Origin of the sequence: Mycobacterium sp. E1747, from assembly GCF_001667775.1 — a bacterium.
Classification (GTDB): domain Bacteria; phylum Actinomycetota; class Actinomycetes; order Mycobacteriales; family Mycobacteriaceae; genus Mycobacterium.
This window is the reverse complement of record NZ_LZJI01000199.1, coordinates 1-20637: the sequence shown is the minus strand read 5'-3', so window position 1 is coordinate 20637 and position 20637 is coordinate 1. Positions and strand designations below refer to the sequence as shown.

The following is a 20637-nucleotide window of genomic DNA, read 5'->3' as shown; positions in this document are numbered from 1 at the left end:
CGCTCATGCCGCCCGGGGGGTGCCGGGCACCGTGTGCTTTTGCTCCTCGGGCCGCTTGGGCAGGGTGTCGTAGTTGTTGATCCGGCCTGCGCCCCAGGTCAGGGCGGTGATCACGATCAGCGTCAGGAACAGCACGACGATCCCACCGGCGGTGAACAGCCAGGCGGGTGCGCTCTGGTCACGCTCGCGCTGCAGGATCGTGACCTCCAGGACGAACGGCCGCGTGCTGGTCGCCAGCGCGGGGACCTCGGGTGCCGGGATGGCGTCGTCGGCCGGCTCGTAGATCGGCACGGCCGTCATCGTGCGGCCGTCTTGCACCCGCAACAGCGTCTTCCAGTCACCCCACACCGGGACCGGCTGGGTGGACCGGTAGTGTCCCGGCCCAACCTTGGTGAGCTTGTCGATCATCAGGCCGCGGTCGTTCTGCATCCGCCCCTGCCAGGACAGGATCGTCAGCCAGTCCGGGTGGTCACTGACCATGGTCGTCGGGGAGAGCATCACGTCGGCTGACACCATGCGTTGCCCCGTGGGGCTGGGCAGATCCGTCAGTGTCACCGTGGCGGTGTCCTTGCCGGGCACGAGGATGTGCAACCCGTTGGCCACCGCGACGCCGATCACCAGCACCGTCAGCGCGACGACGCCGATGCCGAGTCGCCGGGCCGGCAGGTGTTGGCCGGTGAGGACCAGGCCGAACAGCGCGCCGCATGTCCCGGTCAACGCCGCCACGGGCACCGACATCGCCAGCGCCTCGCCCCACATGCTGGTCGGCCACGGGTAGTGGTACACGGCCGCGATCCACAGCGATTCCAGCCACAGCCCCACCGTGGCCACCGCGATGCCGGAGACGGCGCCGAAGGCGACCGGGCGCTTGAGCAGCGGCGTCAGCGCCACCAGCTCGACGACCAGGGCGGGCCCCAGATACAGCGGGAACCAGTTGATCGGGGCGCCCAGGATGGGGCCGACCACCAGCGCAACCGCGCCCCGCAGCGCGATGGCGAACACCGCCGCGATGATCGCGGCGCCGCGTCCCATCGTCAGGCGGGCAGCGACGGCCGCCAGCGCGGACGCGGCGGCGATCAGCATCGGCTGGAACACCAGCCGGAACTGCGGGACCCCGAAGTCGAACTCGATCTGGTAGACGGACAGCCCGATGAACAGTCCGCCGAACGACAGGTAACGCAGGAAGGTGATGAACGCGCCGTGGGTCACCTCGTCGGCGTCGTGCGCCTCGCCCTCACGCTCGAGCATCAGCACCGAGAAGAGCGAGAAACACGCCCCGCCGATCATCATCAAATGCGTTGGACCCCAAAGTGTTACGTCTTGCCCGAAGATCCGGTGCCAGATGTCGTCGAGGGGGAACCCGATCATCGCGTACATCCCGCAGCCCGCCATCAGCAGGCCGCCGACCGGTGCGTGCCAGTTGCGCGTGATCCGCACCGCCGCGGGGCCCGGCTCGTCGAACGGCAGCACGATCGAGACCATGCCGGCGACGAAGATGCCGAACAGGCCGATAATGATGAAGTAGTGCGCGGGGTTGGCCAGGGGGCCGGGGTCGCGCCCGTTGCCGATATGCCAGCTGACGTCCCAGATGAATCCGAACAGGGCGCAGATGATGAACGTCGTGAAAATGAGGACCGGCAGCGCCACCCAGTTGGGCCGGTGGAACTTTTCGCCCGTCTTGTCGGCGACCCGGGTCAGCCACTCGATGCGATGGGTGCGGTGGGCATAACCCACCCACAGCATGACCGCGGCGATCACGACCGCCGCGACCGACAGGCCGATCACCTGGTTGAGGCCGGCGCCGCGCGCCGGCGCCTCGGCAACGAAAGTGAGTTCCGCCGATGTCATCGTCAACCCTCCCAACAGCGCCCGGACCGCCGGGCGAGCTGTGATCCAGCTCGCACGAAGCGGAATGCCCAAATAATCGGCCGGTCAATCACCGATTTCGTCGTCGCGCTGCCCGGCGTCCTCGGACTCGCCGGGCGACCGGCGGTCTTTGAGCGCGACGTAGAGAATCACGCCGACCACGACGATCGCCGGCAGGAACGCCGGGATCGCCAGCAGGATCATGTGGTGGGCCACATACGTGACGTGTGGATCGGTCATGGTGGTGAGATACCCCGGCGGACGACACGCACTGCGGCCGTTACCCTACTTTGAACGCATTTATTCACAGCCACCACGACCGTGGGGCAAGAGGCCGCGCGCTCGGCCACCGACGATGCAGGGGAGTACTGGTGACTCAAGCGGCAACTCGACCGGCGACCGACGCCACCGACGCGGACATTCTGGCGGTTGCCCGCGACCAGGTGCTCGAGCGGGGCGAGGGGCTGAGTCGCGACCAGGTGCTGCGGGTGCTGCAGCTCCCTGACGAGCGGCTCGACGACCTGCTGGAGCTGGCCCACGAGGTGCGGATGCGCTGGTGCGGGCCCGAGGTCGAGGTCGAGGGCATCATCAGCCTGAAGACCGGCGGCTGCCCCGAGGATTGTCATTTCTGCTCGCAGTCGGGGTTGTTCGCGTCGCCGGTACGCAGTGCCCGGCTGGACATTCCCAGCCTGGTCGAGGCCGCCAAGCAAACCGCCAAGTCCGGTGCCACCGAGTTCTGCATCGTGGCCGCCGTGCGCGGGCCCGACGAGCGGTTGATGGCCCAGGTCGCGGCCGGGATCGAGGCGATCCGCAACGAGGTCGAGATCAACATCGCCTGCTCGCTGGGGATGCTGACCGCCGAGCAGGTCGGGCAGCTCTCGCAGATGGGCGTGCACCGCTATAACCACAACCTCGAGACCGCCCGCTCGTTCTTCACCAACGTGGTGACCACCCACACCTGGGAGGAGCGCTGGCAGACCCTGTCCATGGTGCGCGACGCCGGCATGGAGGTGTGCTGCGGCGGCATCCTGGGCATGGGCGAGACGCTCGAACAGCGCGCGGAGTTCGCCGCCGAGCTGGCCGAGCTGGGGCCCGACGAGGTCCCGCTGAACTTCCTCAACCCGCGGCCCGGCACGCCATTCGGCGACCTGGAGGTGCTGCCGGTGGCCGAGGCGCTCAAGTCGGTGGCCGCCTTCCGGCTGGCGCTGCCGCGCGCGATCCTGCGGTTCGCCGGGGGCCGCGAGATCACCCTGGGCGACCTGGGCGCCAAGAAGGGCATCCTGGGCGGCATCAACGCCGTGATCGTCGGCAACTACCTGACCACGCTCGGCCGCCCGGCCGAAGCCGATCTGGAGCTGCTCGACGACCTGCAGATGCCGATCAAGGCGCTCAACGCCACCTTGTAAGAGACTTGGAGACTGTGGTTCACGATCTGGGCGCCCCGGTCAGCGCGGGCGTCTACAACGTCTACACCGGCGAATTGGGGGGCACCGCGGTGCCGACAGCGGCGCAGTTGGGTCTGGAACCGCCGCGGTTCTGCGCGGAATGCGGACGCCGCATGGTGGTGCAGGTCCGCCCCGACGGCTGGCGAGCGCGCTGCTCGCGGCACGGGCAGGTCGACTCCGTCGACCTCGAGGCCCAACGATGACCGAGGCCGCGCACACCACGCGCACCCTGCCCGCGCGCGTGATCGCCCTCGCCGGGCTGGCGCCGGTGGCGACCGGCGTGCTGGTCGGCGCGCTGTGGGCGTGGATCGCCCCGCCGATCCACGCCGTGGTGGCCCTCACGCGCGCCGGTGAACGGGTCCACGACTATCTCGGCAACGAGTCCCAGCACTTCTTCGATGCGCCCTGCCTGATGCTGGGCCTGCTCACCGTGCTGGCGGTGGTAGCGGCGGCGCTCGCGTGGCAGTGGCGCGCGCGCCGGGGGCCGGGCATGGTCGTCGCGCTGGCGACCGGCCTGTTGACCGCGGCCGCGGTCGGGGCGGCAACCGGGGCGGCGCTGGTCCGAATCAGGTACGGAGCGTTGAACTTCGACGCGGTGCCGCTGCCCAAGGGCCCGTCGGTGACGGGCCCGTCGGTGGCCTACGTCATCCAGGCGCCGCCGGTGTTCTTCGCGAGCGATGCGCTGCGGATCGCGCTCACCCTGCTGTGGCCGGCCGCGATCGCCGCGCTGGTCTACTCGGTGCTCGCGGCCGCCGACGCCCGCGACGATCTGGGGGCTATTCCGCCGCGCGACCGGTCTTCCGACGCGCTGCCGGTGGGAGCGGTCAACGCCCCGGAAGCGCCGGGGTCATAGCGGACGGCGATGAATCCTGCGGCCGAGGATGACCTTGGCCGCGATCTTGGTGAGCCGCGCCATGCCGACGTAGGTCATCGGGTTGAACATCGTCGGCCAGGTGGTCCGGATCAGGTGCTCGGTCAGCGGCCGGCCCTCGAATCGGTCGGTGAGCCAGCGCAGCGTCATCGGCGCTGACAGCGGATGCAGCAGCATGTGCTCGTTGAACGCGTCCCGGTGGTAGGTCACCCGGGCGCCGCCCGCCGAATAGGCGTCGGCGAGCACGTCGATGTCCTTGACGTCGATGAGGTAGTCGTGGACGGCCTGCACGATCAACACCGGCGGCGTCGGCACCGCGACACCCAGCTTGATGTTCTCGAACACGTGCGTGACCTCGGGCGTCGACAGGATGGCATCCAGCGGCTCGTCGAGGTAGTCGCCCATGTTCTTGCCGGCCATCCGGACCACCGCCTCCACGGTGGTCATCTTCTCCAGCGACTCGAGCAGGGCGCGCCCCTCCTCGTTGCTGTGCTCTTTGATGACCCGGTCCAGCTCGGGGTAGATGTGGGCGAGGGCCGCCACCACCAGCGCGGGCAGGCCCGACAGGAAACTGCCGTTGAGCCGGCGGAAGGTGTTGCCGAGGTCCCCGACGGGCGATCCGAGCACCGCCCCGACGATGTTCAGCTCGGGCGCGTACTCGGCGCACACCTCGGCCGCCCAGGCGCTGGCCAGTCCGCCACCGGAGTATCCCCACAGTCCTATCGGCGCCAACGGGGAGAGCCCGAGGCGCTCCGAGCCCAGGGCGGCCCGGATGCCGTCCAGGACGCGATAGCCGGGCTCGTAGGGCGCGCCCCACAGGCCCCGCAGCCCCTCGTGGTCGGGCACGGACACCGCCCAGCCCTCTGCGACGGCAGCGGTGATCAGGAACAGTTCGAACTGACCGATCGACCCGAGGGCCTTCGCCCGGCGCCGCAGGGCGTACGACGGGAAGCACCGGGACGACACGGCGTCGATGGCGCATTGGTACGACAGCAGCGGGCAGGGACGTTCCGGGGCCAGCTCGGCAGGGACGATCACGGTGGTCGCGGCGGCCTCGGGTTCGCCGTGCATGTCCATCGTCCGGTAGAGCAGCTGGACGGCCTTGACGGGCTGCGGGATCAGCCCCAGAAAAGCCAGCTCCACGTCGCGCGAGCGCAGCACGGTCCCCGGTTCGGCGTGCTGGAAGCCGAGCGGCGGCTGGTAGAACGGGTCGTCCGAGGGCAGCAGGGGGCGCACCTTGCGCTGCAGTTCCTCGTGCGGTGGCCGGGCGATCCACTCCGCCCCGTGCGTGCCTGCCAGATTGCCGAGCTCAGCCATCGAGGCTCCCTTCTAGGCCATCCGGCATTCTCGCGTACGAACAGCGGGTAACCAAAACGTAATCGCCGCACTGTGAGCGATTTCTTGCCGGGGCATCCAGGTCGGACGCATCACTGGTACCCGATTTGCGGCTGCGTCACCCCCGGACGCTTTCCACCAGCCTAATGGGTGCGGTGTTCGGCCTTGTCAGACCTGGCCGGGCGGTCGCAGCGCGGCGAATTCGTCGGTGACGCGCAGTTGAGAATCGGTGAAGTGGTAGAGGGCCGCCGGCCGCCCGCCGCTGCGGCCCGACTGGGCGATGGTGCCGGTCTGGCTGATCACCCCGCGGCGGACGAGCACCCGCTGCAGGTTGGTCGCGTCGACCTGGTAGCCGAGCGCGGCGCCGTAGATGTCACGGAGCGTGGACAGCGCGAATTCCTTTGGCGCCAAGGCGAATCCGAGGTTGGTGTAGGACAACTTGGCGCTCAGCCGGGCGTGGGCGTGCGTCACCATCGGGCCGTGGTCGAAGGCCATCGGCGGCAGATTGCTGACCGGGTGCCAGCGGGTGTCCGGCGGCAGTTCCGGGGTGGCGGGGGAGGGCACCAGTCCCAGGAAGGTCGACGCGATGACGCGGGCGCCCGGCACCCGGTGCGGGTCGGAGAACACCGCCAGCTGTTCCAGGTGTGCCAGCTCCTTGAGGTCCACCTTCTCGGCGAGCTGTCGCAGGACGGAGGTGGTCATGTCTTCGTCGGTGCGCAGCCGCCCGCCCGGCAGCGACCAGGCGCCGCGCTGCGGATCCTTGGCACGCTGCCATAACAGCACGTTCAGCTGCGGTTTCTCTGTTCGCGGCCCGGTGGTTACCCGGCGAACTTGAAACACCACCGCAAGCACTTCGTGTTCAGTGCTAATATGGCCCATGTTTTCGATTATAAGTCGAAAACCTGCTGGGCTGAAAGGAGCCGCCGTGACGGTTATCAATCGCATGGACACGCTCGCTGAAGACATGATGGCCGACCTGACGAATTCGCCCGCCGGCTACGGCGGTGTCGACGGAGACGCGCAATGGGCCGCCGAAATCCGCCGCCTGGCCAAGTTGCGCGGCGCCACCGTGCTCGCCCACAATTACCAGCTGCCGGCCATCCAGGACGTCGCCGACCATGTCGGCGATTCGCTGGCCCTGTCGCGGATCGCCGCCGAGGCCCCCGAGGACACCATCGTGTTCTGCGGCGTGCACTTCATGGCCGAGACCGCCAAGATCCTGAGCCCCGAAAAGACGGTGCTGATTCCGGATCAGCGGGCCGGTTGCTCGCTGGCCGACTCCATCACGCCCGACGAACTGAGCGCCTGGCGCGACGAGCACCCGGGTGCCATCGTCGTCTCCTACGTCAACACCACCGCTGCGGTCAAGGCGCTCACCGACATCTGCTGCACGTCGTCCAACGCGGTCGACGTCGTCGAGTCGATCGACCCCGACCGCGAGGTGCTGTTCTGCCCGGACCAGTTCCTCGGCGCGCACGTGCGCCGGGTGACAGGCCGCACCAACCTGCACGTGTGGGCCGGGGAGTGCCACGTGCACGCCGGGATCAACGGCGACGAGCTCTCCGAGCAGGCCCGCGCCAACCCCGACGCCGAGCTCTACGTGCACCCCGAATGCGGTTGTGCCACTTCGGCGTTGTACCTCGCCGGCGAGGGCGCCTTCCCGGCCGACCGGGTGAAGATCCTGTCCACCGGCGGCATGCTCGACGCGGCGCATCAGACCCAGGCCCGCAAGGTGCTGGTCGCCACCGAGGTGGGCATGCTGCACCAATTGCGTAGGGCCGCACCGCAGGTCGACTTCCGCGCGGTCAACGACCGGGCCTCGTGCAAGTACATGAAGATGATCACCCCGGCGGCGCTGCTGCGCTGCCTGGTCGACGGGGCCGACGAAGTCGACGTCGACCCGGAGATCGCGGCGGCGGGCCGCCGCAGCGTGCGGCGAATGATCGAGATCGGCCAGCCGGGCGGTGGCGAATGATCGCCCGCCCCGCCTGGACGCATAGCGCCGACGTCGTCGTCATCGGTACCGGCGTCGCGGGATTGGCCGCGGCGCTGGCCGCCCACCGCGCCGGGCGCAGCGTCGTCGTGCTGAGCAAGGCCGACCAGGCGCGCGGGGTGACCGCGACCCACTACGCCCAGGGCGGCATCGCCGTGGTGCTGCCCGACAACGACGATTCCGTCGAGGCCCACGTCGCCGACACCGTGACCGCGGGCGCCGGCCTGTGCGATCCCGACGCGGTGACCTCGATCGTCGCCGACGGCTATCGCGCGGTGTCCGAATTGGTCGGTGCCGGAGCGCGATTCGACGAGGCGGTCCCCGGTCGCTGGGACGTCACCCGCGAGGGCGGGCACTCCCGGCGGCGGATCGTGCACGCCGGCGGCGACGCCACCGGCGCCGAGGTGCAGCGCGCGCTCGACCACGCCGCCCGGCTGCTGGACATCCGCACCGGTCACGTCGGCCTGCGCGTGCTGCACGACGGCGACGCCGTGACCGGCGTGTCCGTCGCCAACCAGGACGGCTACGGAATCATCCACGCGCCCGCGGTCATCCTGGCCTCCGGCGGGCTCGGGCAGCTCTACGGCGCGACGACCAACCCCGAAGGCTCCACCGCCGACGGCATCGCCCTGGCGCTGTGGGCCGGTGTCGCGGTGAGCGACCTGGAATTCATCCAGTTCCATCCCACGATGCTGTACGCCGCCGCGACGGGTGGGCGGCGCCCGCTGGTCACCGAGGCCATCCGCGGTGAGGGGGCGGTACTGGTTGACCGCCACGGCGATTCGGTCACCGCAGGCGTGCACCCGATGGGCGACCTGGCGCCGCGGGACGTGGTTGCCGCGGCCATCGACACGCGGATGAGGGCCACCGGCGACCCGTGCGTCTTCCTCGACGCCCGCGGCATCGACGGTTTCGCGGCCCGCTTCCCGACCGTAACCGCCGCGTGCCGGGCCGCCGGCGTCGACCCCGTCCGCCAACCGATCCCGGTCGTGCCCGGGGCGCATTACAGCTGTGGCGGCGTCGTCACCGACGTACACGGGCAGACCGAGCTGCCGGGGCTGTTCGCCGCCGGCGAGGTGGCGCGCACCGGCATGCACGGCGCCAACCGGCTGGCGTCCAACAGCCTGCTGGAAGGCCTGGTGGTCGGGGGCCGCGCCGGCCGAGCCGCGGCCGCGCACGCGGGGGCGGCGGGGCGCGTCCGGGCCGTGCCTGGCACGGCGCCCGAACCCGTCGTCCACACCGCGCCCGAGCGCGCCGAATTGCAGGCCGCGATGAGCCGCGACGCCTCGGTGGTGCGCGACGCCGCCGGGTTGACGCGGCTGGCCGACGCGCTGGCGCAGGCGCCGGTGCGTGCCATCGCCGACCGCCGCGATTTCGAGGACGTGGCGCTGGCCGTGTCCGCCCGCGCGGTGACCGCGGCGGCCCTGGCCCGCACCGAGAGCCGGGGCTGCCACCACCGCGCGGAGTACCCGGGCCCCGCGCTGGAACAGGCCCGCAGCAGCGTGCTGCGGCTGGCCGACGACCAGGTGCTGGTGGAGACGCTGGCGGCGGTGGGCTGATGATGCTGCCCGACGAGCGGAGCGCCGCTCAAGACACCATCCGGCGGGCGCTGGAAGAAGACCTGCGCTACGGGCCCGACGTCACCACGCTCGCGACGGTGCCCGCCGGCGCCGTGGCCACGGCGTCGATGGTGCCCCGGGAGCCCGGCGTGATCGCCGGTGTCGAGGTCGCCCAGCTGGTCCTCGACGCGGTCCTGCCCGGCGGCTACGAGGTGGTGCACGGGGTCGAGGACGGTGCCCGGCTGCAGCCCGGCGAGCCGGTGCTGACCGTGCGGGCGGACACCCGCGGCCTGCTCACCGCCGAACGGACCATGCTGAACCTGGTGTGCCACCTGTCGGGCATCGCCACCACGACGGCGGCCTGGGTCGATGCCGTGGCCGGCACCAACGCCAAGATCCGCGACACCCGCAAGACCCTCCCGGGCCTGCGCGCGCTGCAGAAATACGCGGTGCGGGTGGGCGGGGGCGTCAACCACCGGCTGGGGCTGGGGGATGCGGCGCTGATCAAGGACAACCATGTGGTGGCCGCGGGATCGGTGGTCGATGCGCTGCGGGCGGTGCGCGACGCGGCGCCGGATCTGCCGTGCGAGGTGGAGGTGGATTCGCTCGAACAGCTCGACGAGGTGCTGGCCGAAAAGCCCGAACTGGTGCTGCTGGACAACTTCCCGGTGTGGCAGACGCAGATGGCGGTGCAGCGGCGTGACGCGCACGCCCCGGCGGTACTGCTCGAGTCGTCCGGCGGGCTCAGCCTGGAGAACGCCGCCACCTACGCCGCAACCGGGGTGGACTACCTGGCCGTCGGCGCGCTGACGCACTCGGTGCGCGCGCTCGACATCGGCCTGGACATGTAGGGCCCTTTCAGCCGCGCAGCAGCCGGACGGGAATCAGGCGATGTCGCCGACGAACACGCCGACCCGGCGCAGCTGCGCGCGAACCATCCGTGGCAGGCGTTCGGCGTCGGGACCCTCGGTGCCGGCGGACAGGACGCGCGGGTTGGTGATGTGCACCACGCGGTTGCGGCCGAACTGCACGTCGGCCTCGCCGGCCGCCAGGACGTTCTTGACCCAGTTCGTCTTGCCGTGCGCCAGCGCGATCGCCACCACGTTGCCCTTGCGGTAGGGCGTGATGATTGTTTCGAACGACTTGCCCGACGTGCGGCCGCGGTGCTTGATGATCGCGGTCCCGGGCAGGAAACGTGCGATCGGCTTGACCGCCTTGTTGAAGTATTTGATCTGAAAACGCTCGAGCCAGACCGGGAATAGCATCGGGACGCCCGGGGCGTTGTTCGGGTGGTCCTTAGTGGACATGTAGGTCACACTACCGGTCCGTTATCCACTTGAGTTGCTCTGGGACAATGGAGGCAATGAGTACCGCTTCAGCATCCGTGATGGCCCGCATCGACCTGCGGGGCGTCGAGCTGACGGCTGCCCGATTGCGGTCGGCGCTGCCGCGCGGCGGTGCCGACGTGGAGAGCGTGCTGCCCAAGGTGCGGCCGATCGTGCAGGCCGTCGCCGAGCGCGGCGCCGAGGCGGCGCTCGACTACGGGGCGTCGTTCGACGGGGTGCGGCCCGCGGCCGTCCGGGTGCCCGAGGCCGCGCTTGCCGCGGCGCTGGCCGGCCTGGACGCCGACGTCGTCGAGGCCCTGCGGGTGATGATCGAACGCGCCCGGACCGTGCATGCCGACCAGCGCCGCGCCGACGTCACGACCACCCTCGGCGCCGGCGCGACGGTCACCGAGCGGTGGGTCCCCGTCGAGCGGGTCGGTTTGTACGTGCCCGGCGGCAACGCGGTCTATCCGTCCAGCGTCGTGATGAACGTGGTGCCGGCGCAGGCTGCCGGCGTCGAGTCGCTGGTGGTGGCCAGCCCGCCGCAGGCCCGCTATGACGGCCTGCCGCACCCGACGATCCTGGCGGCCGCCCGGCTGCTCGGGGTCGACGAGGTGTGGGCCGTCGGCGGTGCGCAGGCGGTGGCGCTGCTGGCCTACGGCGGCACCGACACCGATGACGCCGAGCTGGCGCCGGTCGACATGATCACCGGGCCCGGCAACATCTACGTCACCGCCGCCAAGCGGCTGTGCCGCTCCCGGGTGGGCATCGACGCCGAGGCCGGGCCCACCGAGATCGCCATCCTCGCCGACCACACGGCCGACCCGACCCACGTGGCCGCCGACCTGATCAGCCAGGCCGAACACGACGAGATGGCGGGCAGCGTGCTGGTCACCCCCAGCGAGCACCTGGCCGCCGCCACCGCCGCCGAGGTGGCCGCCCAGCTGCGCACGACCGTGCACCGCGACCGGGTGGCCGCCGCGCTCGGCGGCCGCCAGTCGGCGATCATCCTGGTCGACGACCTCGATGCCGCCGTCCGGGTGGTCAACGCGTACGCGGCCGAACACCTGGAGATCCAGACCGCCGACGCCCCCGCGGTGGCCGCCCGAATCCGTTCGGCCGGAGCCATTTTCGTGGGCCCGTACTCGCCGGTGAGCCTCGGTGACTACTGCGCCGGGTCCAACCATGTCCTGCCGACCGCGGGCTCGGCCCGGCATTCCAGCGGGCTGTCGGTGCAGACGTTCCTGCGCGGCATCCACGTCGTCGACTACACGGAGGCCGCGCTCAAGGACGTCTCCGGCCACGTGGTGACGCTGGCCAAGGCCGAAGACCTGCCGGCGCACGGCGAGGCGATCCGGCGGAGGTTCGAGCGATGACCGAACCGCGGGAGCCGACGCTCGACGACTTACCCCTGCGAGAGGACCTGCGCGGCAAATCGCCCTACGGCGCACCGCAATTGGCCGTCCCCGTACGACTGAACACCAACGAGAACCCGCACCCGCCCAGCCGGGCGCTGGTGGACGACGTCGTGCGGTCGGTGGCGGCCGCGGCCGCCGACCTGCACCGCTATCCCGACCGGGACGCGTCTGCCCTGCGCCGCGATCTGGCCGGCTACCTCAGCGCCCAGACAGGTGTGCACGTCGGGGCGGAAAACGTCTGGGCGGCAAACGGATCCAACGAGATCCTGCAGCAGCTGCTGCAGGCATTCGGTGGGCCAGGCCGCACCGCGATCGGGTTCGTCCCGTCCTACTCGATGCACCCGATCATCTCCGACGCCACGCGCACCGAGTGGCTTCAGGGTGCCCGGGCCGAGGACTTCAGCCTCGACGTCGACGCGGCCGTGGCCGCGATCACCGACCGCCGGCCCGACGTGGTGTTCATCGCCAGCCCCAACAACCCTTCCGGGCAAAGCGTTTCGCTGTCGGATCTGCGGCGGCTGCTTGACGCGGTGCCTGGCATCTTGATCGTCGACGAGGCCTACGGCGAGTTCTCCTCGCAGCCTAGCGCCGTGGGGCTGGTGCGTGAATACCCGACCAGGCTCATCGTCACGCGCACCATGAGCAAGGCGTTCGCCTTCGCCGGCGGGCGGCTCGGCTACCTGATCGCCACGCCCGCGGTGATCGACGCGATGCTGCTGGTACGGCTGCCCTACCACCTGTCGTCGGTCACCCAGGCCGCGGCCCGGGCCGCGCTGCGCCACGCCGACGACACCCTGGGAAGCGTCGCCACACTGATCGCTGAGCGGGAGCGCGTCACAAAAGCATTGAGCGGCATGGGTTTTCGGGTGATCCCCAGCGACGCGAATTTCGTGTTGTTCGGGCAATTCGCCGACGCCCCCGCCACCTGGCAGCGCTACCTGGACGCCGGCGTCCTGATCCGCGACGTCGGGATTCCCGGCTACCTGCGCGCCACCACCGGGCTGGCCGAAGAGAACGACGCGTTCCTGCGGGCCAGCGCCCGGATCGCCGCTACCGAATTGGCCGCAGCCACCCCAGTAGGAGCCCCGTGACCACCACCGAAGCAGGAAAAGCGACCCGGCGCGCTCGTATCGAGCGCCGCACCAAGGAATCCGACATCGTCATCGAACTCGACCTCGACGGCACCGGCCAGGTCAACGTGGACACCGGAGTGCCGTTCTACGACCACATGCTGACGGCGCTGGGCAGCCACGCCAGCTTCGACCTGGCCGTGCGCACCAAGGGCGACGTGGAGATCGAGGGACACCACACCATCGAGGACACCGCGATCGCGCTCGGACAGGCGCTCGGTGAGGCGCTCGGCGACAAGCGCGGCATCCGCCGGTTCGGTGACGCCTTCATCCCGATGGACGAGACGCTGGCCCACGCCGTCGTCGACGTGTCCGGGCGCCCGTATTTCGTGCACACCGGCGAGCCGGATCATCTGCTGCACACGACCATCGCCGGTAGCTCGGTGCCCTACCACACCGTCATCAACCGGCACGTGTTCGAGTCGCTCGCCATGAACGCCCGCATCGCGCTGCACGTGCGTGTCCTGTACGGGCGCGACCCGCACCACATCACCGAAGCGCAATACAAGGCGGTGGCCCGCGCGTTACGCCAGGCCGTCGAGCCCGATCCCCGGGTCTCCGACGTGCCGTCCACCAAAGGTGTTCTGTGACAAACCCATCCGTCGTGGTCCTGGATTACGGCTCGGGCAACCTACGGTCGGCCGAGCGCGCCCTGCAGCGGGCGGGTGCGTCGGTCGAGGTGACCGCCGACGCCGATGCCGCGGCGGCAGCCGACGGGCTGGTGGTGCCCGGCGTCGGGGCCTTCGAGGCCTGCATGACCGGCCTGCGCAGAGTCAAGGGGGACCGCATCATCGCCGACCGGGTCGCCGCCGGGCGCCCGGTGCTGGGAGTCTGTGTGGGCATGCAGATCCTGTTCGCCAGCGGCATCGAATTCGGCGTGCAGACAACGGGTTGCGGCCAGTGGCCGGGGGAGGTCACCCGGCTGGATGCCCCGGTGATCCCGCACATGGGCTGGAACGTGGTCGCCGCCGGGGGAGGCACGACCCTGTTCAAGGGGCTGGACCCGGACACCCCCTTCTACTTCGTGCACTCCTACGCCGCGCAGCGCTGGGAGGGCTCGCCCGAGGCCGTGCTCACCTGGGCAACCCACGGGGTGCCCTTCCTGGCCGCCGTCGAGCAAGGGCCGCTGTCGGCCACGCAGTTTCACCCCGAAAAGAGTGGGGACGCGGGTGCGGCCGTGCTGCGCAACTGGATTGGGGCTTTGTGAAGAACGGGTCGGGAGGGAATGTGTTGATCTTGTTGCCCGCGGTCGACGTGGTCGAGGGCCGCGCAGTGCGGCTGGTGCAGGGCAAGGCGGGCAGTGAAACCGAGTACGGCTCGGCGCTGGACGCGGCGCTGGGCTGGCAGCGCGACGGCGCGGAGTGGATTCACCTCGTCGACCTGGACGCGGCATTCGGGCGCGGCTCCAACCGCGAACTGCTGGCCGAGGTGGTAGGCAAGCTCGACGTGCAGGTGGAGCTGTCCGGCGGGATCCGCGACGACGATTCGCTGGCCGCGGCGCTGGCCACCGGCTGCGCCCGGGTGAACCTGGGCACGGCGGCTTTGGAAAACCCCCAGTGGTGTGCGCGCGCGATCGCCGAGCACGGCGAGAAGGTCGCGGTCGGGCTGGACGTTCAGATCGTCGACGGACAGCACCGACTGCGCGGTCGCGGCTGGGAAACCGACGGCGGCGACCTGTGGGAGGTGCTGGAACGCCTTGACGGGGAGGGCTGTTCGCGCTTCGTCGTCACCGACGTCACCAAGGACGGCACGCTGGGCGGCCCCAACCTCGACCTGCTGGCCGCCGTCGCCGACCGCACCGAGGCCCCGGTGATCGCCTCCGGCGGCGTGTCGAGCCTGGACGACCTGCGCGCAATCGCGACCCTCACCGGCCGCGGGGTCGAGGGCGCGATCGTCGGCAAAGCCCTCTACGCCGGGCGGTTCACCCTGCCGCAGGCGCTGGCCGCGGTTGCGGGGTAGGGCCGTGGCGGATCTGGACGCGTTGGTGGAGAAGGCTTCCGCGATTCTCGACGACGCCACCGAGCCGTTCCTGGCCGGCCACCGCGCCGATTCGGCGGTCCAGAAGAAGGGCAACGACTTCGCCACCGACGTCGACCTCGCGATCGAGCGGCAGGTGGTCAGCGCGCTGGAAGAGGCGACCGGCATCGGTGTGCACGGTGAGGAGTTCGGTGGCGCCGACGTCGATTCGGAGTGGGTGTGGGTGCTGGACCCCGTCGACGGCACGTTCAATTACGCGGCGGGGTCGCCGATGGCGGGGATCCTGCTCGGCCTGCTGCATCACGGCGACCCGGTGGCGGGCCTGACCTGGCTGCCGTTCGTCGACCAGCGCTACACCGCGGTGGTGGGCGGTCCCCTGATGAAAAACGGTGTCCCGCAACCGCCGCTGGCCGACATCGACCTGACCGACGCACTGATCGGCGCGGGTTCCTTCAGCGCCGACGCGCGGGGCCGGTTTCCGGGGCGGTACCGCATCGCGGTGCTGGAGAACCTCAGCCGGGTCTCGTCGCGGTTGCGCATGCACGGCTCCACCGGACTCGACCTCGCCTACGTCGCCGACGGCGTCCTCGGCGGCTCGATCAGTTTCGGCGGCCACGTGTGGGACCACGCCGCCGGCGTGGCCCTGGTGCGCGCGGCGGGCGGCGTCGTCACCGACGTCCACGGCGAACCGTGGACACCCGCCTCGGATTCCGCCCTGGCCGCCGGGCACCGTGCGCACGCCGAGATACTGGAAATCCTGCGTAACACCGGCCGACCGGAGGACTACTGAGATGTCGTGCGGCAACGGCCTTGCGGTGCGGGTGATTCCGTGCCTGGACGTGGATGCCGGTCGGGTGGTCAAGGGGGTCAACTTCGAAAACCTGCGCGACGCCGGTGATCCCGTCGAACTCGCGGCCGCCTATGACGCCGAGGGCGCCGACGAGCTGACCTTTCTCGACGTCACCGCCTCATCGTCGGGACGGGCCACCATGCTGGACGTGGTGCGCCGCACGGCCGAGCAGGTCTTCATTCCGCTGACCGTCGGCGGCGGCGTGCGGACGGTGGCCGACGTCGACGTCTTGCTGCGCGCGGGCGCCGACAAGGTTTCGATCAACACCGCCGCGATCGCCCGCCCCGACCTGTTGGAAGAAATGGCAAGGCAATTCGGCTCGCAATGCATCGTGCTGTCGGTCGACGCCCGCACGGTGCCCCCGGACTCGGTGCCGACGCCGTCCGGTTGGGAGGTCACCACGCACGGCGGTCGCCGCGGGACGGGGATCGACGCCGTCGAATGGGCTTCGCGCGGCGCCGATCTGGGCGTCGGAGAGATCCTGCTGAACTCGATGGACGCCGACGGCACCAAGGCGGGGTTCGACTTGCCAATGCTGCAGGCGGTGCGCTCGGCGGTCACGGTCCCGGTGATCGCCAGCGGGGGGGCCGGCGCGGCCGAACACTTCGCGCCCGCGGTCGCCGCCGGCGCCGACGCGGTGTTGGCGGCCAGCGTCTTTCACTTCCGGGAACTGACCATCGGCGAGGTGAAGGCCGCGATGGCCGCGGAAGGGATCACGGTGCGATGACGCTCGACCCGCAGATCGCCGCGCGGTTGAAGCGCAATGCCGACGGCCTGTTCACCGCCGTCGTGCAGGAGCGCGGCACCGGGGATGTCCTGATGGTCGCCTGGATGGACGATGCGGCGCTGGCCCGCACCCTGGAAACCCGTGAGGCGACCTATTTTTCGCGGTCGCGCGCCGAGCAATGGGTCAAGGGCGCGACGTCCGGCCACACCCAGTACGTGCACTCGGTGCGGCTGGACTGCGACGGCGACACCGTGCTGCTGACGGTCGACCAGGTGGGCGGCGCCTGCCACACCGGGGATCACAGCTGCTTCGACGCCGACGTGTTGCTGCAACCGGAGACCTAGGTTATGGCGCGCGGGCGGTCGCCTCGCCGTATTAATTCGGGGCGCACCGCTGCCGCCTGGTGGCGGCCAAGAAATCGGCCCAAGACACCACCTCGGAGTGGTGCCTGAGCAGCGCGCGTCGCTGGCGTTCCGTCATCCCGCCCCAGACGCCCCACTCGACTCGGTTGTCGAGCGCTTCTGCGCCACACTCGAGGATCACCGGGCAGTGCCGGCAGATCGCCGCGGCCTTCCTCTGGGCGGCGCCGCGGACGAACAACCCGTCCGGGTCGCCGGTGCGACACAGTGCCCTGGAAACCCAGGCGTCGCGATCTTCCGCCTTCACAATCCGCAGATGGTTGTAAATCGGGCTATTGGTGTCACCGTCTGCGGTGATCCGAGTAGCTAACACCGCGTCCCCCTTCGCTCCGGCCGCGCTGAGAGTTCAGCGTTCGGATATGGCTGTGTTGACTCCCTCTGGCAGCCCGAGTAACCCGAGGCGAATGTTGCGACCGTAGAAAACGCCGCCGGTCGAACGTAGGGACTTTTGTCGCAACCGTCGGAGGACTTTCGGCTCAAGAATGTTCCGGCGACGCCGTCGCACCGGCCGGCCGGGACCTCGCTCCGAACTCGCCCGATCGGGTGCCTTCGACCAGAATGGCGGTAGATGTTGAGACGAGTGTCGTGGACCGCGGTCGTGCCGCTGATTGCCGTCGCCGTGCTGGCCGTGATCTGGGGCGACAAGCTGGGTCCGGCACTGGTCGCGCTGGCGGCCGCATTGCTCATCGGCTCCGTCTTGGCGGCGGTGCACCACGCGGAGGTGGTCGCGGCCCGGGTCGGTGAGCCGTTCGGCTCGCTGGTCCTCGCGGCCGCGGTGACGGTGATCGAGGTGGCGCTCATCGTCTCGCTGATGGCGTCCGGGGGTAACGAGGCCGCGACGCTGGCCAGGGACACCGTTTTCGCCGCGGCGATGATCACCACCAACGGCATCGCGGGGCTGTCGCTGTTGCTCGGCTCCCGGCGCTACGGCGTCACGCTGTTCAACGCCGAGGGCAGCGGCGCCGCGCTGGCCACGGTCACCACGCTGGCGACGCTGAGCTTGGTGCTGCCGGCGTTCACCACCAGCCAAGTGGGCCGGGAGTTTTCGCCGGGCCAGCTGGCGTTCGCGGCAGTCGCGTCGTTGCTGGTGTACCTGGTCTTCGTGTTCACGCAGACGGTGCGACACCGCGACTTCTTCCTGCCGGTCGCGCAGAAGGGCCAGAAGAAGCGGCTGTTCGAGGACGAGAGCCATGCCGAGCCACCGAGCCGCGCCGCCGCGCTGGGCAGCCTCGGATTGCTGCTCGTCGCCCTCGTCGCGGTGGTGGGGCTGGCCGAGGAGGAATCACCGGCCGTCGAGCACGCGGTGACCGCGGTCGGGTTCCCGCAGTCGTTCGTCGGCGTGGTGATCGCCGCGCTGGTGCTGCTGCCGGAGACCCTGGCGGCGGCGCGCACGGCGCGCCAGGGCCGCATCCAGACCAGCCTCAACCTGGCGTACGGCTCGGCGATGGCCAGCATCGGGCTCACCATCCCGGTGATCGCGCTCGCGTCCAACTGGCTCGACGGGCCGCTGGTGCTCGGCCTGGGACCCGTTCAGCTGGTGCTGCTGGCGCTTACCGTCGTGATCAGCATGCTGACGGTCGTCCCCGGGCGCGCCACCCGGCTGCAGGGGGAGCTGCATCTGGTGCTGCTCGCCGCCTACGTGTTCCTCGCGATCAGCCCGTAGCCGCTGACCGGCCGCGCAGGGTCTCCAACGCCTTGTCGGCGTGGGTGTCCATGCTGAACTCGCTGGAAATCACGTTGAGCACCGTGCGATCGGTGTCGATGACGAAGGTGGTGCGCTTGACCGGCAGGAGCTTGCCGAGCAGGCCCCGCTTGACGCCGAACTGCGTGGCGACGGTGCCCTCGGTGTCCGACAGCAGTGGGTAGTCGAACTTCTGCATGTCGGCGAACTTGGCCTGCTTGCGCACCGGATCGGCGCTGATACCGACCCGATTGGCGCCCACGGCGGCGAATTCCGCGGCCAGGTCCCGGAAGTGGCAGGCTTCCTTGGTGCAGCCGGGCGTCATCGCGGCGGGGTAGAAGAACAGCACCACCGGACCGCCGGAGAGCAACTCGCTGAGCCTGCGCGGCGTGCCGGTCTGATCGGGAAGTTCGAAGTCCTCGACCGTGTCACCGGTTTGCATGGGCGACACGCTACGCCGTTGCCCGACTCGCCCATCTGCGAGGATGGTTCGGTGCACGCCCACCTCGCCGCGACGACCTCACGAGAGGAATTCCGCCTGCTGGCGGCCGAGCACCGCGTGGTCCCGGTGACCCGCAAGGTGCTGGCCGACAGCGAGACGCCGTTGTCGGCCTACCGCAAACTGGCCGCCAACCGCCCCGGCACCTTCCTGCTGGAATCCGCCGAGCACGGCCGATCCTGGTCGCGCTGGTCGTTCATCGGTGCGGGCGCGCCGTCGGCGCTGACCGTCCGCGACGGCGAGGCGGTGTGGTTGGGGACGGTGCCACAGGACGCACCCACCGGCGGCGACCCGCTGCGCGCGCTACGGGCCACCATGGAGCTGCTCGCCACCGGGGCGCCGCCCGGGCTGCCGCCGCTGTCGGGCGGCATGGTCGGTTTGTTCGCCTACGACATGGTGCGGCGGTTGGAGCGCTTACCCGAGCTGGCCGTCGACGACCTGCACCTGCCCGACATGCTGCTGCTGCTGGCCACCGACGTGGCCGCGGTCGACCACCACGAGGGCACCATCACGCTGGTCGCGAACGCGGTCAACTGGAACGGCACCGACGAGCGCGTCGACGAGGCCTACGACGATGCGGTCGCCCGCCTGGACGTGATGACCGCGGCGCTGGGCCAGCCGCTGCCGTCCACGGTCGCCACGTTCGACAGGCCCGACCCGCGGTTCCGCTCGCAGCGCAGCGTCGAGGAATACGGCAAGATCGTCGACTATCTCGTCGACCAGATCGCCGCGGGCGAGGCCTTCCAGGTCGTCCCGTCCCAGCGCTTCGAGATGGACACCGACGTCGATCCGATCGACGTGTACCGGATGCTGCGGGTAACCAATCCGAGCCCCTACATGTACTTGCTGCACGTCCCGAACGGCACTGGCGGTACCGACTTTTCGGTCGTCGGCTCCAGCCCCGAGGCGCTGGTCACCGTGCACGACGGCTGGGCGACGACGCACCCGATCGCCGGAACCCGCTGGCGCGGCCAAACCGACGAAGAGGATCAGCTGCTGGAATCCGAACTGCTGGCCGACGAGAAGGAGCGCGCCGAGCACCTCATGCTGGTTGATTTGGGCCGCAACGACCTTGGCCGGGTCTGCGCGCCGGGCACCGTGCGCGTCGAGGACTACAGCCACATCGAGCGCTACAGCCACGTCATGCACCTGGTGTCGACGGTGACCGGGATGCTCGCCGAGGGCCGAACCGCGCTCGACGCCGTGACGGCCTGTTTCCCGGCGGGCACGCTGTCGGGCGCGCCGAAGGTGCGGGCCATGGAGCTGATCGAAGAGGTGGAAAAGACGCGCCGCGGCCTCTACGGCGGTGTGGTCGGTTACCTCGACTTCGCCGGCAACGCCGATTTCGCGATCGCCATCCGCACCGCGCTGATGCGCGACGGGACGGCCTACGTCCAGGCCGGGGGCGGCGTGGTGGCCGACTCCAACGGTCCTTACGAGTACACCGAGGCCTCCAACAAGGCGCGCGCGGTGCTCAACGCGATCGCGGCCGCCGAGACGCTGACGGCACCCGACGCCGACCAGCATGACTGAGGCGCGGCC

23 protein-coding genes are annotated in these 20637 nt (G+C 70.3%); 16 read left to right on the top strand and 7 right to left on the bottom strand.

What is annotated here, in order from left to right; genetic code table 11:
• Positions 1-3: 3 nt before the first annotated feature.
• Complete coding sequence (locus A5695_RS20580) at positions 4-1848, bottom strand: hypothetical protein (RefSeq protein ID WP_068086395.1); 1845 nt, start codon at positions 1846-1848, stop codon at positions 4-6.
• An 84-nt stretch (positions 1849-1932) separates the two neighbouring features.
• Positions 1933-2106 carry a hypothetical protein gene (locus A5695_RS29195; protein WP_197515568.1) on the bottom strand — a complete coding sequence of 58 codons (174 nt, stop codon included), beginning with the start codon at positions 2104-2106 and terminating at the stop codon, positions 1933-1935.
• 131 nt (positions 2107-2237) lie between these two features.
• Here A5695_RS29195 and bioB point away from each other — a divergent pair, with 131 nt between their 5' ends.
• The 3 genes from bioB to A5695_RS20565 are packed head-to-tail and all read left to right on the top strand — an operon-like array spanning position 2238 to position 4164.
• Positions 2238-3272, top strand: a complete 1035-nt coding sequence (gene bioB / locus A5695_RS20575) for a biotin synthase BioB (protein ID WP_068086393.1) — start codon at positions 2238-2240, stop codon at positions 3270-3272.
• A 14-nt stretch (positions 3273-3286) separates the two neighbouring features.
• A complete protein-coding gene (locus A5695_RS20570; protein ID WP_068086434.1) occupies positions 3287-3514 on the top strand; it encodes a hypothetical protein in 228 nt (75 codons plus the stop codon).
• A complete protein-coding gene (locus A5695_RS20565) occupies positions 3511-4164 on the top strand; it encodes a DUF2567 domain-containing protein (protein WP_082946209.1) in 654 nt (217 codons plus the stop codon). Before A5695_RS20570 ends, A5695_RS20565 begins: the two co-directional genes overlap by 4 nt.
• Here A5695_RS20565 and A5695_RS20560 read toward each other — a convergent pair.
• Together A5695_RS20560 and A5695_RS20555 are read right to left on the bottom strand one after the other, a co-directional pair.
• Positions 4159-5499 carry a lipase family protein gene (locus A5695_RS20560; RefSeq protein ID WP_068086389.1) on the bottom strand — a complete coding sequence of 447 codons (1341 nt, stop codon included), beginning with the start codon at positions 5497-5499 and terminating at the stop codon, positions 4159-4161. The two genes, A5695_RS20565 and A5695_RS20560, sit on opposite strands and share 6 nt — an antisense overlap.
• 186 nt (positions 5500-5685) lie before the next feature.
• Entirely contained in the window at positions 5686-6396 is a 711-nt protein-coding gene (locus A5695_RS20555) for an NUDIX domain-containing protein (RefSeq protein ID WP_068086387.1), read from the bottom strand.
• A gap of 46 nt (positions 6397-6442) precedes the next feature.
• On the opposite strand from A5695_RS20555, the gene nadA reads away from it, so the two are divergent.
• From nadA to nadC, 3 genes are read left to right on the top strand one after another with little or no spacing between them, the layout of a single operon-like run.
• Positions 6443-7492 carry a quinolinate synthase NadA gene (gene nadA, locus A5695_RS20550; protein WP_068086384.1) on the top strand — a complete coding sequence of 350 codons (1050 nt, stop codon included), beginning with the start codon at positions 6443-6445 and terminating at the stop codon, positions 7490-7492.
• Positions 7492-9069 (top strand): L-aspartate oxidase, encoded by a 1578-nt coding sequence (locus A5695_RS20545; protein ID WP_197515570.1) that lies wholly within the window; start codon positions 7492-7494, stop codon positions 9067-9069. Before nadA ends, A5695_RS20545 begins: the two co-directional genes overlap by 1 nt.
• Positions 9069-9920, top strand: a complete 852-nt coding sequence (gene nadC, locus A5695_RS20540; protein WP_068086378.1) for a carboxylating nicotinate-nucleotide diphosphorylase — start codon at positions 9069-9071, stop codon at positions 9918-9920. Before A5695_RS20545 ends, nadC begins: the two co-directional genes overlap by 1 nt.
• A gap of 33 nt (positions 9921-9953) precedes the next feature.
• Here nadC and A5695_RS20535 read toward each other — a convergent pair whose 3' ends face one another.
• Entirely contained in the window at positions 9954-10376 is a 423-nt protein-coding gene (locus A5695_RS20535; protein ID WP_068086431.1) for a nitroreductase family deazaflavin-dependent oxidoreductase, read from the bottom strand.
• 77 nt (positions 10377-10453) lie between these two features.
• On the opposite strand from A5695_RS20535, the gene hisD reads away from it, so the two are divergent.
• From hisD to hisI, 8 genes are read left to right on the top strand one after another with little or no spacing between them, the layout of a single operon-like run.
• Positions 10454-11770, top strand: a complete 1317-nt coding sequence (gene hisD / locus A5695_RS20530; protein ID WP_197515569.1) for a histidinol dehydrogenase — start codon at positions 10454-10456, stop codon at positions 11768-11770.
• Positions 11767-12903: a histidinol-phosphate transaminase gene (locus A5695_RS20525; RefSeq protein WP_068086372.1), complete on the top strand. Its 1137-nt coding sequence runs from the start codon at positions 11767-11769 to the stop codon at positions 12901-12903. The genes hisD and A5695_RS20525 overlap by 4 nt, the downstream gene beginning before the upstream one ends.
• Entirely contained in the window at positions 12900-13532 is a 633-nt protein-coding gene (hisB, locus tag A5695_RS20520; protein ID WP_068086370.1) for an imidazoleglycerol-phosphate dehydratase HisB, read from the top strand. The genes A5695_RS20525 and hisB overlap by 4 nt, the downstream gene beginning before the upstream one ends.
• Positions 13529-14149: an imidazole glycerol phosphate synthase subunit HisH gene (hisH, locus tag A5695_RS20515; RefSeq protein ID WP_068086367.1), complete on the top strand. Its 621-nt coding sequence runs from the start codon at positions 13529-13531 to the stop codon at positions 14147-14149. The genes hisB and hisH overlap by 4 nt, the downstream gene beginning before the upstream one ends.
• 20 nt (positions 14150-14169) lie before the next feature.
• On the top strand, positions 14170-14901 hold the full coding sequence (gene priA / locus A5695_RS20510; RefSeq protein WP_068086364.1) for a bifunctional 1-(5-phosphoribosyl)-5-((5-phosphoribosylamino)methylideneamino)imidazole-4-carboxamide isomerase/phosphoribosylanthranilate isomerase PriA: 732 nt from the start codon (positions 14170-14172) through the stop codon (positions 14899-14901).
• 4 nt (positions 14902-14905) lie between these two features.
• The gene (locus A5695_RS20505) at positions 14906-15709 is read left to right on the top strand and encodes an inositol monophosphatase (RefSeq protein ID WP_068086360.1); all 804 of its coding nucleotides are present in this window, start codon (positions 14906-14908) and stop codon (positions 15707-15709) included.
• A 1-nt stretch (position 15710) separates the two neighbouring features.
• The gene (gene hisF, locus A5695_RS20500) at positions 15711-16496 is read left to right on the top strand and encodes an imidazole glycerol phosphate synthase subunit HisF (RefSeq protein ID WP_068086357.1); all 786 of its coding nucleotides are present in this window, start codon (positions 15711-15713) and stop codon (positions 16494-16496) included.
• Positions 16493-16840 carry a phosphoribosyl-AMP cyclohydrolase gene (hisI, locus tag A5695_RS20495; RefSeq protein ID WP_068086354.1) on the top strand — a complete coding sequence of 116 codons (348 nt, stop codon included), beginning with the start codon at positions 16493-16495 and terminating at the stop codon, positions 16838-16840. The genes hisF and hisI overlap by 4 nt, the downstream gene beginning before the upstream one ends.
• A gap of 31 nt (positions 16841-16871) precedes the next feature.
• Here hisI and A5695_RS20490 read toward each other — a convergent pair whose 3' ends face one another.
• Positions 16872-17183 carry a WhiB family transcriptional regulator gene (locus tag A5695_RS20490; RefSeq protein ID WP_231974917.1) on the bottom strand — a complete coding sequence of 104 codons (312 nt, stop codon included), beginning with the start codon at positions 17181-17183 and terminating at the stop codon, positions 16872-16874.
• Positions 17184-17483: 300 nt separating this feature from the next.
• Here A5695_RS20490 and A5695_RS20485 point away from each other — a divergent pair, with 300 nt between their 5' ends.
• Entirely contained in the window at positions 17484-18578 is a 1095-nt protein-coding gene (locus A5695_RS20485; protein WP_068086351.1) for a calcium:proton antiporter, read from the top strand.
• Here the strand turns inward: A5695_RS20485 and A5695_RS20480 are convergent.
• Positions 18568-19038 carry a peroxiredoxin gene (locus tag A5695_RS20480; RefSeq protein WP_068086348.1) on the bottom strand — a complete coding sequence of 157 codons (471 nt, stop codon included), beginning with the start codon at positions 19036-19038 and terminating at the stop codon, positions 18568-18570. The genes A5695_RS20485 and A5695_RS20480 overlap by 11 nt on opposite strands.
• Before the next feature lie 51 nt (positions 19039-19089).
• On the opposite strand from A5695_RS20480, the gene A5695_RS20475 reads away from it, so the two are divergent.
• Complete coding sequence (locus tag A5695_RS20475; RefSeq protein WP_068086421.1) at positions 19090-20628, top strand: anthranilate synthase component I; 1539 nt, start codon at positions 19090-19092, stop codon at positions 20626-20628.
• The last annotated feature ends 9 nt before the right edge of the window (positions 20629-20637 follow it).

Excerpts from the sequence above, each read along its gene's own strand:
- A5695_RS20480 (WP_068086348.1), bottom strand. The coding sequence starts at position 19,038 with ATGCAAACCGGTGACACGGTCGAGGACTTCGAACTTCCCGATCAGACC.
- A5695_RS20555 (WP_068086387.1), bottom strand. The coding sequence starts at position 6,396 with ATGGGCCATATTAGCACTGAACACGAAGTGCTTGCGGTGGTGTTTCAA.
- hisF (WP_068086357.1), top strand. The coding sequence starts at position 15,711 with ATGTCGTGCGGCAACGGCCTTGCGGTGCGGGTGATTCCGTGCCTGGAC.
- A5695_RS20485 (WP_068086351.1), top strand. The coding sequence starts at position 17,484 with ATGTTGAGACGAGTGTCGTGGACCGCGGTCGTGCCGCTGATTGCCGTC.
- A5695_RS20580 (WP_068086395.1), bottom strand. The coding sequence starts at position 1,848 with ATGACATCGGCGGAACTCACTTTCGTTGCCGAGGCGCCGGCGCGCGGC.
- A5695_RS20525 (WP_068086372.1), top strand. The coding sequence starts at position 11,767 with ATGACCGAACCGCGGGAGCCGACGCTCGACGACTTACCCCTGCGAGAG.
- A5695_RS29195 (WP_197515568.1), bottom strand. The coding sequence starts at position 2,106 with ATGACCGATCCACACGTCACGTATGTGGCCCACCACATGATCCTGCTG.
- nadC (WP_068086378.1), top strand. The coding sequence starts at position 9,069 with ATGATGCTGCCCGACGAGCGGAGCGCCGCTCAAGACACCATCCGGCGG.
- A5695_RS20535 (WP_068086431.1), bottom strand. The coding sequence starts at position 10,376 with ATGTCCACTAAGGACCACCCGAACAACGCCCCGGGCGTCCCGATGCTA.
- A5695_RS20560 (WP_068086389.1), bottom strand. The coding sequence starts at position 5,499 with ATGGCTGAGCTCGGCAATCTGGCAGGCACGCACGGGGCGGAGTGGATC.
- hisI (WP_068086354.1), top strand. The coding sequence starts at position 16,493 with ATGACGCTCGACCCGCAGATCGCCGCGCGGTTGAAGCGCAATGCCGAC.
- A5695_RS20565 (WP_082946209.1), top strand. The coding sequence starts at position 3,511 with ATGACCGAGGCCGCGCACACCACGCGCACCCTGCCCGCGCGCGTGATC.